General features: G+C 60.0%; 13 protein-coding genes. 1 reads left to right on the forward strand and 12 read right to left on the reverse strand.

Annotated elements, in window-relative coordinates:
• Positions 1 to 64: 64 nt before the first annotated feature.
• From J4E42_RS00220 to J4E42_RS00270, 11 genes are all read right to left on the reverse strand, one after another.
• Positions 65 to 1639, reverse strand: a complete 1575-nt coding sequence (locus J4E42_RS00220; RefSeq protein ID WP_207284258.1) for an arylsulfatase — start codon at positions 1637 to 1639, stop codon at positions 65 to 67.
• 70 nt (positions 1640 to 1709) lie between these two features.
• Positions 1710 to 2735, reverse strand: a complete 1026-nt coding sequence (locus J4E42_RS00225; protein WP_008030176.1) for an HAD family phosphatase — start codon at positions 2733 to 2735, stop codon at positions 1710 to 1712.
• A complete protein-coding gene (locus tag J4E42_RS00230; protein WP_207284259.1) occupies positions 2732 to 4162 on the reverse strand; it encodes a BatD family protein in 1431 nt (476 codons plus the stop codon). The genes J4E42_RS00225 and J4E42_RS00230 overlap by 4 nt, the downstream gene beginning before the upstream one ends.
• Entirely contained in the window at positions 4159 to 5739 is a 1581-nt protein-coding gene (locus J4E42_RS00235) for a VWA domain-containing protein (RefSeq protein WP_207284260.1), read from the reverse strand. The genes J4E42_RS00230 and J4E42_RS00235 overlap by 4 nt, the downstream gene beginning before the upstream one ends.
• 1 nt (position 5740) lies before the next feature.
• Positions 5741 to 6733, reverse strand: coding sequence for a VWA domain-containing protein (locus tag J4E42_RS00240; RefSeq protein ID WP_207284261.1), 993 nt, complete (start codon positions 6731 to 6733; stop codon positions 5741 to 5743).
• Positions 6720 to 7295: a DUF4381 domain-containing protein gene (locus J4E42_RS00245; RefSeq protein ID WP_207284262.1), complete on the reverse strand. Its 576-nt coding sequence runs from the start codon at positions 7293 to 7295 to the stop codon at positions 6720 to 6722. The genes J4E42_RS00240 and J4E42_RS00245 overlap by 14 nt, the downstream gene beginning before the upstream one ends.
• Complete coding sequence (locus J4E42_RS00250) at positions 7292 to 8239, reverse strand: DUF58 domain-containing protein (RefSeq protein ID WP_008030187.1); 948 nt, start codon at positions 8237 to 8239, stop codon at positions 7292 to 7294. Before J4E42_RS00250 ends, J4E42_RS00245 begins: the two co-directional genes overlap by 4 nt.
• Positions 8239 to 9219, reverse strand: a complete 981-nt coding sequence (locus J4E42_RS00255; RefSeq protein ID WP_008036331.1) for a MoxR family ATPase — start codon at positions 9217 to 9219, stop codon at positions 8239 to 8241. The genes J4E42_RS00250 and J4E42_RS00255 overlap by 1 nt, the downstream gene beginning before the upstream one ends.
• Before the next feature lie 72 nt (positions 9220 to 9291).
• Positions 9292 to 10239 carry a transporter gene (locus tag J4E42_RS00260; protein WP_207284263.1) on the reverse strand — a complete coding sequence of 316 codons (948 nt, stop codon included), beginning with the start codon at positions 10237 to 10239 and terminating at the stop codon, positions 9292 to 9294.
• A gap of 12 nt (positions 10240 to 10251) precedes the next feature.
• Entirely contained in the window at positions 10252 to 11691 is a 1440-nt protein-coding gene (locus J4E42_RS00265; protein ID WP_207284264.1) for a DUF1254 domain-containing protein, read from the reverse strand.
• Between the two features lie 11 nt (positions 11692 to 11702).
• Entirely contained in the window at positions 11703 to 12494 is a 792-nt protein-coding gene (locus J4E42_RS00270) for a hypothetical protein (RefSeq protein WP_008036310.1), read from the reverse strand.
• Between the two features lie 343 nt (positions 12495 to 12837).
• On the opposite strand from J4E42_RS00270, the gene J4E42_RS00275 reads away from it, so the two are divergent.
• A complete protein-coding gene (locus J4E42_RS00275; RefSeq protein WP_207284265.1) occupies positions 12838 to 13806 on the forward strand; it encodes a hypothetical protein in 969 nt (322 codons plus the stop codon).
• A 99-nt stretch (positions 13807 to 13905) separates the two neighbouring features.
• On the opposite strand, the gene J4E42_RS00280 is transcribed toward J4E42_RS00275, so the two are convergent.
• Positions 13906 to 14331: a YciI family protein gene (locus J4E42_RS00280; RefSeq protein ID WP_207284266.1), complete on the reverse strand. Its 426-nt coding sequence runs from the start codon at positions 14329 to 14331 to the stop codon at positions 13906 to 13908.
• Between the last annotated feature and the right edge of the window lie 210 nt (positions 14332 to 14541).

Below are 14541 nucleotides of genomic sequence, written 5' to 3' on the forward strand. Positions count from 1 at the left end.
AGGGTTTGTGTTTGCACCATGGAATAGGGCCGCTCGCCCGGTCAGGGCGAGCGGCGGTCAAACGTTATTTCTTGGCTTTTTCTTCAATCCGCCGATCCACATCCGCGCGGATCTGATCGATGCTGAAGCTCGCCGGTTTCTGGCTAGGCGGATACTCGACGAAGGTTTCCAGGAATCTCGCGGCCTGGGTGGACGCTAGCGATACGAGGTACGCGTTCTTGGCCGTCCAGTCGTAATACTGGTCGGAAACCACGTCGGCACGTTCATACGGATCCATGCGCAGGTTGAAGATTTTCGGTACGCGCAGGCACACGAACGGTTCAGCCCAGACTTCGAAACCACCTGGTTTGCGTTGTTCGCAGAACACCGCTTTCCAGTTGCCGGAGCGCATGGACACGAGCACGCCGTCATCGTTGAAGTAGAAGAACTGCGTGCGCTCACTCTTAGGCGATTGGCCGGTCAGGTACGGTAGTTGGTTGTACCCGTCCAGATGCACCTTGAAACTGGTGCCGCCTGAAGCCGGCGCCCAGCCCTTGAGCAGCTTGTCCTTGACCCCGTCGTCGCCAGCAGCCGCCAGCAGGGTCGGGAACCAGTCGAGGCCCGAGAAAAGTTCGTTGGAAACCTCGCCCGGTTTGATCTTGCCCGGCCAACGCACCATGGCCGGAACGCGGTAGGCACCTTCCCAGTTGGAGTTCTTCTCGTTACGGAACGGCGTGGTCGCCGCGTCCGGCCAGGACCATTGATTCGGGCCGTTGTCGGTGGTGTAGACCACGATGGTGTTGTCGGTGATTTTCAGGTCATCGAGGGTCTTGAGCAGTTTGCCGACATCGCCGTCGTGCTCGAGCATGCCGTCGGCGTACTCGTTGCCTGGCATGCCGCTCTGGCCCGCCATCGATTCACGCACATGAGTGAAGGCGTGCATGCGCGTGGTGTTCATCCAGACGAAGAACGGCTTATCGGCCTTGGCCTGTTTCTCGATGAACGCTTGCGCAGCGGCGGTGGTTTCGTCGTCGATGGTTTCCATGCGCTTGGTCGTCAAGGCGCCGGTGTCCTCGATCTTGCCATCGGCAAAGCTGTGGATCACGCCGCGTGGAGAGTTGGCCTTGACCCACTCGGGGTCATCTTTGGGCCAATACGGTCGTTGCGGCTCTTCTTCGGCATTGAGGTGGTACAGGTTGCCAAAAAATTCGTCAAAGCCGTGGTTCGTTGGCAGGTATTCATCCCGGTCGCCCAAGTGATTTTTGCCGAACTGGCCTGTCGCGTAGCCTTGCGATTTGAGTGCCTGAGCGATGGTGATGTCGCGTTTCTGAATGCCGACCGGCGCACCTGGAATGCCGACTTTCGACAGGCCGGTACGCAACGGCGTCTGGCCGGTGATGAACGATGAGCGTCCGGCCGTGCAGCTGTTCTCCGCGTAATAGTCGGTGAACAGCATGCCTTCCTTGGCAATCCGGTCGATGTTCGGAGTCTTGTACCCGACCACGCCCATGGAGTAGGCACTGATGTTGGTCTGGCCGATGTCATCGCCGAAGATCACCAGGATATTGGGTTTTTCGGCGGCCCCGGCAGTCGCCGAAATCGCCATCACCGAGGCCGCCACCAGGGCGAGTTTCGGTAGCCACTTGCGTATGCGAGTCATCTGACTTGCTCCTTTTGCGCTAGTGTCGCGTGGTGCGACAAACGTTTATTGCAGTCCTGCGTCACGCTTTTTATTGCACTTGCTCGGGAGTGGCGGCCGCCTCGAACGGATAGATCCGGCGCCATTCGGACGCCATGTCGACGATAGTCCAGCCACGGGTTTTTGCTTCGTCCAGGGCTTTGTCCAGGCGCCCGATATCGGACTTGCGGTCATAGGCCCATTCGCGTTTGGCGTCGGTGTGGTGCACCAACCCCATGAATCGTTTGCCGGGGCCGGCGGCAGTCCACTGCAACATTTGCAGGTCGCCGTCGGAATTGCCGAACGCCAGGATTGGCCGCTTGCCGATCACCGCGTCGATGCTTTCCGGTTTGCCCGGACCGTCGTCGTTGTGGGCCAGTTTGGGCGTGCGCACGATCGAGGCTTTGCCGTCCTTGAACTGGAACGCCGTGACGAAGGTGGTGCCGATCACTTGCTCGGGCGGGATGCCATAGACCTTCTCGGCGAAGGCGCGCATGAACCCGGTGTCGCCACCGGAGACGATGTAGGTCTTGAAATCCTGGCCGCGCAGGTAGTCGAGCATTTCCAGCATCGGCTGGAAGATCATCTCGGTGTACGGCTTGCCGGTCTTCGGATGCCGGGCCTGGCTCAGCCAGGTCTTGGCATAGTCGTCGAAGGCTTCGGTGGTCATGCCGGTGTGGGTCGCACCGAAGATCTTCATGATGCCGTCCATGCCGGCGGCGGCGAGTGCCTGGTGATCGTTTTCCAGGACGGCCTTGAAGGGCTGGGTGGTTTTCCATTCCGGGTGCTGCGGCGCGGTGCGCTTGACCTCTTCCAGGGCAAACAGCAATTCGAAGTACATCGGCTGCTCGCTCCACAAGGTGCCGTCGTTGTCGAACACGGCGATGCGGTCAGCGGGCTTGACGAAGTCCCTGCTGGATTGGTCGGTGACCGTCTGGACGAACTCGATGATGTGCTTTTTCGCCGGGCCGTCATTCCACGACGGCAATGGTTCGTTAGCGTGCGCCAGCAGCGGCAGGATCAGCGTGAAGAGCAGCGTCAGCCCGAAACGATGGTGGCTTGATGTCGCGTTCGTCATGGGAATTCCTTCTCGTGGACGGGGTTGAGCGGCCGCAGTGCGGGAACGGTCCGGACGTTGCTGCCTCGCGCCTGACTATGCAGCGTAGACAAGGATTGCCCGAGTTGGCGCAGCGCCTGATCTTCGGTCGATTGACGGCTGTAACAGGCGCGTAACAGGTCCTGTAGGCGCGGGCCGAGGACGCTCAATTTCAGGCCCCCGCGACTGCGTTTGAGCCACAGGTACAGGGCGCTGAGTTGCGCCGGTCGGGCGTTGATTTGCCGTGGAATCTGCCGCCAGGCGTAGTCGGCAGATTGCAGCCACGCGGCGTGTCGGGCACGGCGTCGGTCGCGCACGGAAAGGTAAACGCGATGCATGAAAGGCCTTGCCAACCAGCCCAGGAGCAGCACTGCCGGCAGCAGCAAGACAACCAGCCAGTGCCTGGAAAAACGCACGCGACTGTGTTCGCCCATTAGTTTCAGGTCTTCGGCAATCGAGAACACTGGCGTGTAAGCGCTGTTGGCGATGGCCTCGAAGCTCACTGCCGGCACTTGCGCGGTGCGGGTTTGCTGGCTGCTGGCGTCCCACCATTTCAGCTCGATTGCGGGCAGGCTGTGATGGCCTTCGCTGTCGATACGGTAAGTCACGGTGTCGATGCGTTGGCCGCCGGTGAAGTTGCCCCGGCCGTCGTCCAGGCTGCTGATTTGCGGGTTCTTCGGGTAACGGCTCAGGCCGCTGACATCGCCCAGTGACGGCGCAGGCAGCGACATGGCCATGGCGTTGTCGGCCTGTAAGGTCAGTTGCCGGGTCAGGCTGTCGCCGACCTTCAAAGGCGTTGCCGAGTCGATGACTTTTTGCGTGAAACGCAGCCCTTGCGCCACCAGTACCGGTTCGCCGGATTTGAATCCAGGTGGTTGCTTGGCGGTGAAATGCAGCGGCTTGCTTTGCGCACTTAACGGGGCGCTGGCCTGGCCCGGCGTGGCCTGCACGGTCAGCGCCGGAATGTCGAAACTCCGGGCCAGATTCGGGCTGATCCGGTAGCTGTAGCGCATGCCGTTGAACGCCTTACCGTCCAGCGTCTGGTTGATGTGCTCGGCATGGCCGTCGGGCGGCAGCACCAGCGCGCCGGGCAGTTTCAGGTCGGGCAGGGCGGGGGCGTCGGTGAACCAACTGTCGGTGAGGACGTCGAGTTGCAGTTCCAGGAGGCCGCCGACCATGACCGGGTCTGCGGGTTGCAGGCGGGTCTGGATGCGCAGTTCGGGTTCGGTGGCGAGGGCGGATGTGGTGATCAGGCAGCAGAGCAAGGCGGCAAGTTTTGTGGTGAGTGAGCGGACGCCATCGCGAGCAGGCTCGCTCCCACAGTTGATTGGATTGAAATCAATTTTTTGTGATCGCCTCAACTCCCCTGTGGGAGCGAGCCTGCTCGCGATGGCCATGACTCGATTCATGGCTTGCCCCCCACCTGATCCTGCAAGCTGAACTTCTGCTTGAGGAATTTCGCTGGCGATGTCGTCAGGTTCTGCAACCACAACGCGTCCGACGTCGCCTGCTCGGTCTCCACGGCTTTGCTTTGTCCCTTGCCCGGCGCCTTGTCCATCTTGATTTCGTCGGGTTTGACCTCAGGCGCGTTCTGTTCGGCGCTCTCGGTGTCTTTCTCCAGGGCGATGGCCAACGCCAGATTGGCCGTGGCCTCCGGGAACTGTGGTTGCAGCTTCAGCGCCTGGGTGTAGGCCGCGATGGCCTGATCAAACTTGAAACGGCGCACGTAAATATTGCCCAGGTAGAAATACGCCTGGGGTGTTTCCAGTCGCGCAAAACTCGCCAGCGCGAGGTCAAAATCCGCCGCGTTATAGGCCGCGATGCCTTTCCAGTACGGATCTACAAACAGGGCGGCAGCCTGCGGGAAATGCTCATGTTCGAAGGCCCAGCGACCTTGCTGGTCGGGGGTGAAAAATGCATCGGTCAAAGCGTTGGCCTGGGCATTGGTGTGCTGAAAACCGATGCCCAGCGCCAGCAGCAAACCGGCCGTCCAGTTCAGGCTCCAGCCTTTGCGCACGCAGAAAAACGCGATCAGCAACAGCGGCCAGCACAGCCAGTATCCGGCGTCTTTCCAATGCAACTCACGCTGCTCGTCACTGGCCGCCTGGAAATGTTGACGGGCGTGCAGTTCGATCCAGTCCAGATCGTTGTCATTGAGCGTCAGGCTGCCCAGCGGCGCCGCCATGGCTGATGCCAACTGCTTGAGCGCGGCCTGGTCGAAACTGCCAAGGGCCGGGCGGCCGTTGCTGTCGGTGCGCGGCTGGCCATTGGCGTCGCGAATGATCCCGCCATCCTCGCGCCCGACCGCGAGGATCAACACTTGCAGCGTGCTGTCGTTCAGTTGCTTGCCCAGGCCGGCGAGTTGCGAGGTGTCGGCGCCGTCGGTGATCAGCAACAACGTGCCCGGCGTTTTCTCCGCCGCCAACAGGCGTTTGGCCTCGTCGATCACCGCGCCGACATCCTTCCCAGGTTTGCCGATCAGGTCACTGCTCAATGCCTGGATAAACGTATCGAGCAACGCCGGATCGTCGGTTGGCGGCAGCACCAGATGTGCGCTGCCGGCGTAGGCGATCAGCGCGTTGCGAGCACCGGCGCGGCGCTGGATCAGGTCGTGCAGTTTGTGTTTGACCGCTTCCAGGCGACTGGGCGGCATGTCGCTGGCGTCCATCGAGGGCGAGAGGTCGATGGCAATGATCAGCGGCGCACGATTTTCCAGAAAGTCCGGCCGGTCCTGCTCCCAGGTCGGCCCGGCAGCGGCGAGGGCGCCCAACATCAACAGCGCGCATACCAGATGCACCGGCCGCAAGCGCTGTTGGTCCTGCGGGGTCATCAGCAAGTGCGGCAGCAAGTGCTCGGCAATGTTGCTGCGCAAACGCCGCTGCACATCCCGGCTGCGCCTCCAGAGCCACGGCAGCAAGGCACCCAACGGCACGAGCAAGAGCCACAGCGGACGGAGGAAGTGCAAGTCGCTGAGGTTGATCTCCATCTCAAGCCTCCTGCCGCTGACGCGCGAGGGTCAGGTGCGGACGCAGCAGGGCGCCGAGGTGGTAGAGCGCGAGCAAACCGATAGCGGCGCCGAGCGGCCACCAGAACAGATCCTTTTTCGGTTGGTGGCTGAGGGTTTTCACCTGGTGCGGGGTCAGCGTGTCGAGGGTGCTGTAGACCTGATCCAGCGCGGTGCGGTCTTCGGCGCGGAAGAACTTGCCACCCGTGGCGTCGGCGATCTGCTGCAAGCCTTGCAGGTTGACCTTGGCTTCGCCTTCGGCGCTCGGTTCGCCAATGCCGATGGTGTGAATCACCACACCCTTGGCGGCGGCCATCGACGCCGCGTGATCCGGGGTGATGGCGCTGCTGGTGTCGTTGCCGTCGGTGAGCAGGATCAGGACTTTTTCCTGTTCGTGGGCCTGATCCAGCAACTTCAGGCTCAGGCCAATCGCATCGCCGATGGCGGTGTTTGGTCCGGCCATGCCGATGCCGGTGTCGTCCAGCAACAGTGACAGGCTGGCGTGATCGAGTGTCAGCGGCGCCTGCGGATACGCGCCGCTGCCGAACACGATCAAGCCCAGGCGATCTTCTTTACGCTTGTCGATAAAACCGTGGACCACGTCCTTGACCGCCGCCAGACGATTGATCTTCTGCCCGTTGGCATCGGTGAAATCAGTGGTTTCCATTGACTGGGAGATGTCGATGGCCAGCATCAGATCGCGCACCGGTTGCTGGCGTTCGATGGGTTTTTCCACCAACACCGGGCGTGCGGCCGCGAGCAGCAACAGCGCCCAGACCAGCAGGTTCAGGAGCAATTGCCAGCGATTGTTGCGTGTGCCGGCGGCGCTTGGCGCCTGTCCGACCGCGCGGCTCATGGCGCCAAAAAACGGCACCCGCACGGCGCTGCGGGCTTCGCGGTAATCGGGCAGGTAGCGGTAACCCAACCAGGGCAACGGCAGGAGCAGTAACAGCCAGGGGTAATCAAGCTGCCACATGGTGCGACTCCACCCAGTGTTTGCAGGTGTCGAACAGCTGCTGACGCTGATCATTGGGCAACGCCAGCAATGTTGCATCCGGCGCATAGGCCAGCAACGCCAATTGCCGGCTGAAATCCGCCGGCAACGGCTGCGCACTGTGCTGCGCCAGAAATGCCTGCCAACGCTCATTACCTAACGCCGCAGGACCTTGTAGGAGCGAGGCTTGCCCGCGAAGAACGATTACACGGTTTGTCTGGGATACCGTGGGGCCTGGTTCGCGGGCAAGCCTCGCTCCTACGGGATCTGGCATCGACAGGGCTACGCGTTTGAGCAGTTCGGGGAGTTCGCGCAGGGCGCTGATTTGATCATCGCTGCTTTGCAGTTCAGCCAACCGCACCAGCGCCTCGCGCCGATACCGATCCCGCCGCCACTGCCAATACCGCCGCGCACCCACCAGCAACACGGCGCCCATCAACACCGCCAGCAACACCCACCAGCCCCACGTCTGCGGCGCATAACTGACGGGCGCCGGCAGGGCCATTTCCTTGAGTTGCTCAATGCTCGGCACGTTGGGATTCATCGCCGCCCCCCGCCGAGCTTTCCCAGTTCCGCGCGCAGTTGTGCCTGCGCCTCGGTCGCCGTACTGAACATCATCAACGGCACCTGACTGCGTCGCAGCAGCGTGGCGACGTCCTTGAGCCGACCACTGAGAAAATCCCCCAGCGGCTGATGAACACTGCGTTGCTCGACCGCCAGCTCGACTTGCAACTGACCTTGAGTAATCAGCAAACGACCATTTTTCGGCAGGTTCAACGCCAGCGGGTCGTACACCTGCATGGCAATCACATCGTTGTGCGCCGCCAGTTGCCGCATCAGTTGCAAGGTGCGTTCGCCCGCACCGGCAAAGTCGCTGACGATGCAGATCAGGTGATCGTGACCGGCCACTGCCAGACACTGTTGCAGGACTTTATCGAGTTGATCCTCGCCCTCGGCGTCCGGGTTGGCCGCGCTCAATGCCTGATTCTGCTGGACGATGCGACTGCACAGCGCTTCGATCCGTTTGCGGCTGCGCAACGGGGCAATCGCGTCGATCCGTGAGTCGTTGAATACCAACCCTCCAACCCGGTCGCCCGCGTTGAACACCATCCACGCCGCCAGTGCGCCGAGTTCGGCGGCAACCGCGGATTTGAAACTGCGTTGCGAGCCGAAAAACATCGACATGCGCTGGTCCACGAGGATCAACGCCGGGCGATCGCGCTCTTCGGTGAACGTGCGCACCACCGGTTTGCCGGTGCGCAGTGAGGCGCGCCAATCGAGGTGACGCAAGTCGTCCCCCGGTTGATAGCGGCGCAACTCATCGAAATTCAGACCGCGCCCCCGCAGCCGCGAGGCGTGGTTGCCGGCGAGGATGCTGCCTTGCGGCTGGCGTGCGAGGAAACTCAGGTCACGGGCCTTGAATTCCAGCGCCATCAATTGCGCCAGAGAGACATAGACCAGACCGTCGACACTTTTTATTTTCAACATCAGGCAGGAATCGCAACGTTATCGAGCAGGCGATCCAGCACCTGATCGGCCGTGACGCCATCAGCGACCGCGTCATAACTCAGCTGCAAACGATGCCGCAGCACCGGATGCACCACGGCGCGCACGTTGTCCGGCGAGACAAAATCCTGCCCCTGCAACCAGGCATCGGCGCGGGCGCAACGGTCCAGGCCGATGCCGCCGCGCGGGCTGGCGCCGATGGCGATCCAGCGGCCCAGGTCCGCGTCGTAATCCGTCGGATGGCGGGTGGCGTTGATCAGGTCGATCAGGTAACGATCGATGGCCGGGGACACATGGATGGCGCTGACTTCCCGGCGTGCAGCGAAAATCACGTCCTGCGACAGCGCGAAACCCTGCACCGGCGCGGTCTTGGCGCCTGTCGCAAACTCCTCTTCCCGCAGCAGCCGCAGTACTTGGCTCTCGTTTTCCGCGCTCGGGTAATCGAGCAGCACCTTCATCAGAAAACGGTCCATCTGCGCTTCCGGAAGCGGGTAAGTGCCTTCCTGTTCGATGGGGTTTTGGGTGGCGACCACAATGAACAACTCCGGCAGCCCATGGCTGTTGCCGGCCACGGTGATTTGCCGTTCTTCCATCGCTTCCAGCAGGGCTGCCTGGACCTTGGCCGGTGCGCGGTTGATTTCGTCGGCCAGAATCAGGTTGCCGAACAGTGGACCGGGCTGGAACCGGATCTCGTTCTTGCCATCGATCTGGTGCAGCACTTCGGCACCGGTGATGTCCGACGGCAGGAGATCAGGGGTGAACTGGATGCGACTCATCTTCGCGTCAAGGTGTTTGGCCAGTGCTTTCACCGTGCGGGTCTTGGCCAGCCCGGGCAAGCTTTCCAGGAGCAAATGGCCGTTAGCGAGAAGACCCAGCAGAATCTGCCGGATCACTTGATCCTGGCCCAGCACCGCTTCGGCGATGCTGGCTTGCAGGGCATTGAGGTCGTTGAGTGCGGTCATTGAGGGGCCTTTATTCAAGTCGCCAAAGGCGTTGGCAGGTTGATCGATAAAACTGGCGATCCCTGTTCACTTCTAGAAGAACGCCAAAGTCAGGTTGACGCTGAATCCGTTGCCTTCAGGCCGGTTCTTGGTGTCGAACTCCGGGATCCAGCGAGCGTTGACGCTGGCCTGGGCGTCGGCGAATTTGCCGGCCCAGCCCACCGTCGGTCCGGCGCCCACCGAGCGTCCGCGAAAGCCGCTGTTGGCGCCTGACCCGGAGTCGTCGGTGAGCTGCTGGATGTAGCCCGCGGCCATGCCGGCGTTCCAGCCGTTGCCGAAGCCGTGGGTCCATAGAGCATCGAGGGTGAAGAGGTTGCCGTTCTTGTAGTCCGTGGCGTCGTTTTCGGTGTAGAACTCAAGCCCCCCGGACAAGGTGAACTCGCCGCCCTTGCCGTCGAGGTGAGTGAAGGCCACGGTGGGCATGAAGGTGTAGGTGTTCTGCCCGGCGTTGGCCAGGCGATCATCGTTGTAAGCGCCGGTCGGCAGGTAGATCGGCAAGGACAACGAGAGGTGGTTGACCTCGTCGAAGTGGTAGCCGGCGGCGATGGGCGTCACCAGCAGGTCGGCGAACTGGGTGCCGGTATCTTCCGTTCCCAGCGTCCGGCCACGAGGCCCGGTGACGCTCGCGGTAATGTCGGTGTACTGCACCGGCACGCCAATCGCCGACGCGTAGTTCCAGCGACCCTTGCCGGTGTCCCAGACATGGGTGAAGTTGGCCATGGTGTAAGACACTTTCAGGTCCAGGCCGGCACTCAAGGCGCCAACGATAGGCACTTGCACGTTGCCCTTGAGCTCGCCGTCGTACCAGAAACTGCTCAACGACATCACCCAGCCGGGTTCCGGTGGCACGATCCCGGCATTGGAAAATACCTGCAAGCCGGTCATCGGCCGACCGCCACCGCCTTCTGCTGCCAGTACCAACGGGCTGCTGCCGACCACGCAGAGGGCCAACAAAGGACGTACCACAAAAAACCTGACCATGGCTGGCTCCGCTTATTGATTTTGTGGGGTGACTGGCGTCAACGAGGGCATTTTCCACTCGCCGCTGGAGACTTCCGGTCTTGGCAGGTACAGGCGCAGGACACCGTAGAAAGGCCCGTTCGGCGCTGGCAGCCAATTACTTTGCAGGTCCTTGGCCGGGGCTTTGTGCTGCACATAGAGGGTCAGGCCGCCGTCGGCATCCAGCTTGAGATCCGACAGCATTCGCGAGTTGATCAGGTAACGATTCAACGAGTTGGCGACCAGCAATTTGTTCTTGCCGTCGTACATCGTCAGCGACCAGAACGCGTCGGCCGGGGGCAGGGCGCCCTTGTCGAAATGCAGCGTGTAATCGTGTTTCGAGGCATCGACCGGCTGACCGTCCTTATCGACGAAATAGCCGATGTAATTCGCCTCCTCGGCAGAGTTGCCGAAGATCCCCATGTTGGCGCCGGCGTAGCGGTACAGGTAGTTACCGTTGAGGTGGTCACGGGTGCCGAACAAATCGCCGCTGCTGACCTGATGGCTGTCGACCTTGTCCTTTTTAAACTGTGCGAATTCGGCCTTGGCGTCGGCGATGCCGTCTTCCAGGGCTTTGCGCTGACTGGCAGGCAGCTCGTTGGGTTTGAACGGCTTGCCGGCTCCGATGCCGATTTTGGCGAAGCGCGCCAGCAAGTCTTTTTCCGCGTCCTGGGGCGGGGCAAACGACAGCATGAAATTCAGGTAGCCGAACAGCTCCGGGGTTTCGCTCATGGTCGGCGTGGGCTTGGGCCAGTCGACCTTCGGCGCGGCAGGCGGGGCCTTTTGTTTAACGTAGTGGCTCAGCGGCTCGATCTTGTAGCCCTTCTGGATGTTCTTGACCTTGCCCAGGTCTTTTTCGTCGAACAACTGCGTGCGATACAGCGCGTAGGCGATGTTGGTTTCACTGCGCAGCAGACGGTCGATTTCAACCGGTTGCTGACCTTGCCAATTCGGCCCGGCGATCATGAAATGCCCGCCGGCGTTGCCCGTGCTGCGGGTGCCCAGATACGCAAAATTCTGCGTGTAGGCGTCGATCAGTTGCACCGAGTAGTAACGGTGTTCTTCGATGGGCGGCAGGGTCAGCACCACCGGCTCGGCACGCAGATCCATCCAGATAAACGAGTAGGGCGTGTCGGCGTTGGGCGTGACGAAGGCCGTGTCCTTGGCGGTGAAAGCCTGTGCGGTGTTGCCGATCCGGTTGAGCGGTGCCTTGAAGTTCGGGCTCTTCTTGTCGACCGCCTGGGTGTAGAGGGTCTTGTACATTTCCACCACCGGGTAGCCATACAAATAAGCTTCCTTGGCGATGGCCCGCGCTTCTTCCGGGCTGGCGGTGAATCCGGTCTTTTGACTGACGCTGACCTCTTGAGCGCCAACGCCGCAACTGACAAACATACTCATCAAGCTGTAACCGGCTGCGCGAATTGCACCGTGCATAAATAAGGTCCTTATTTGCCGAAGGTGACGTTGATCCCCGCGAACAGCGTGAACTGCGGCAAGCCATCGCCCTTGCGCTCGACGGTCCACTGCGGCTCGATGAAGGCATTGAGAATATTGGACCCGGATTTCCAGACCTTGCCGGCACCCAGACCGAGGGGGATGTAATGGGTGTCGTTTTTCAGGTCGAAGGTCCAGATGGCGGTGGAGCGCAGGTACCAGCCTCTATCGAGGTTGTGAATGACAAACGGCTGCAGGGTGGCCGATTCGACATGCGGGCGGTCGCTGTCGCCGGCAAAAGAGCTCTGGTATTGCACCAACGCACCAAGCAAGCCACGGGGCGATGAATCAATCGCAATGGCCGCCAGCCCCGCTTGCCACTTGCCGGTGCCGAGCTCGTCCCGATCGGCGTAGGGCGCGGTGATCATCGGGCCAATGCCCAACTGCACGCCTTCGGTCTTGAGCAGGAAGATATCAAACAGGTTCAGATCGCCTTCGCCGGTGCTGTAGCCACCGTGCGGATCGGGACGGGTGCTGATCGGTGCGGTGGCGCGCAGCAACTGCGGGACGCCGATGAAGTCGTTGGGCGCAATCGGCAGCGTCCCGCGCACCAGCAAATCGTTGGTGTGGATATTCGAGTCGTAGTACTTCGGGGTGTAGTAGTCCTGCAGGTTCATCCCCGGTGCGAGGTTCAACGGGTTGTTACTTTTGTTGGCCGTGTCAGCGTTGTCCGCCTGGGCACACACGGCGGACGTTATTGAAACCGCCAACAAAAGGGCGCTCGCTCCTGGAGTGTTCGACATGATTCCCCGGTTCCTTGGTGGCTCATTGGCCTACTCGGCACTTGGCGGCCGTTATGCGTAATCTCTTTCCTATCAAGCCTGTAGGACATGTCTGATGACGTTAGCAGTTGTCGGCGGGTAATCCAGTCGAAGGGCGCATTTGTCCGCCTGTGTAGTGGTTGTTGATGATGATCAAGCGCTTCAAACAAAACGTGGGATGGCATTCCGTATTCGAATAAAAAGCAGCCGGCATATTGCCGATGAGTCTTTGCGACCTGTGATTTGTGACAGTTTTCGGCGGCGTGTTTTTCGCTGATAGTTAAATGCCCAGTTTTCAATCACCGACGATTATCGAGAACACACCATGATGAACCAGCCCAATAAAAAATCAGCCCCCGATCGTTCCTGGGACGAAGCCACGATTCTTTTCAACGGCAAGCCGGTATTGCCGAACGAGACAATCGCCCTGCTTTATGGAGAGGACAATACTCTCGATATAGAAGCCACACCGGAAGTCGCCGAAGAGATTTATCTGGCGGTCGTGGATAATAATGAGGGCGTTAAACTCCTGGTGGAACCGGAATTGGAATCCTGGCACGAGCTGGTCGACGGAAAGTTAAGTTATAAAATCAGTCCGGAAGTTGGAAAGAGCGGTGCTTTTGCGTTCGTTCTAATGAGCCGGCAATTGATTATGCCGTTGGAGATCCCCTGCCAGGTGATGTCACCCGAACCAATTGAACAATTAATCATCCGGGTTAATGGCGCAGAGATAAAGTCTGGCGATGTTGTTTATGCGGTGAGAAATAGCAGTAATTTAATTGAGGTGGAACCTCTTCCTGGTAGCCCGCTAATAGGGCAGAACATTGTATTGTCATCGGATGCAGTGACACCCCCGAATCTGGGGCCAGTGTTTGAACCGCCACAAGGATCTCAAGCACTTGACCCCGTTGCTCGTTGGAGCCTGGATTGCGGTGACGAAACGGATGGAAACTTGTCAATCAAATTGAGTCTGGAGAGTAGCCCGCAAGAATTTATTCAGTTGCCAGTGGACGTGGGCTATCAAGACCGTGGTGTCATACTGACAACCATTATTCTGCAGACGGTTGGAAATTCAAAAACATTAACGACGAGATCCATGAAGGGGGTTCAGTTTAAGAAGGGGGTCAAGGTTGTGTGGCTAGGGGCAGACGATAGTCGTCTGAAACTTGAATACACCGATAAAAATGCATTCAGCTCTCTACAGTTTAAACAGGGGGAATTGGTCGGTGTGATTACTGCCCGCACCTTTGTTCGCGGAAAACCTAGTTCTTCAAGAACCATTAATATCGTTTAGCCCTGATAAGTATCAGGTTAAACGTGTGAACGTAGAACTCGCGATCACGTCCGTTCAATGGCACAGGACCTGGACGTGATCGCGGCGCTATGGCGGGGCTCAGCGCTTGTCCATCTGCTCTCGTTGCCGCTCCTCCTGCTCCCGCAGTTCCGGTGTGAACTCGGCCCCAAAATCCTCCGCCTCGAACACCTGGCGGATCTCGATCTCAGCTTCGGTACCCGGCATCGGGTTAGGGCAGCGCTTGACCCATTCGATCGCTTCCTCTTTCGACTTCACTTGCCACAGCCAGTAGCCGGCGATCAATTCCTTGGTTTCGATAAACGGGCCGTCAATTACCGTGCGCTTGTCGCCGGAAAAACGCACGCGCGCGCCTTTACTGCTGGAGTGCAGGCCTTCTCCGGCCAGCATGATCCCGGCCTTGATCAGCTCCTCGTTGTAATTGCCCATCGCGGTCAACAGTTCTTCGCTGGGCATGACGCCGGCCTCGGAGTCGGGGCTGGCTTTGACAATGATCATGAATCGCATGGGGTTGTCTCCAATGGATGTGAGTGACTCACAGCATGGTCGATTGGCCGAGGTTTAAATCGACAGCACTTCCCAAAGTATCGCGCGTCATCGGAACAACGCGGCTCAAGTCCTTATTCCAATACAACGGTATTTCTCGAACATTTATTGTGAATGGATCTTATCAACTGTCATTTCTGACAGTGCCCCCCGCTGCTTTATTTCTCGATA

This window comes from Pseudomonas sp. FW300-N2A2 (genome assembly GCF_017351735.1).
GTDB classification, from domain to species: Bacteria; Pseudomonadota; Gammaproteobacteria; order Pseudomonadales; family Pseudomonadaceae; genus Aquipseudomonas; species Aquipseudomonas migulae.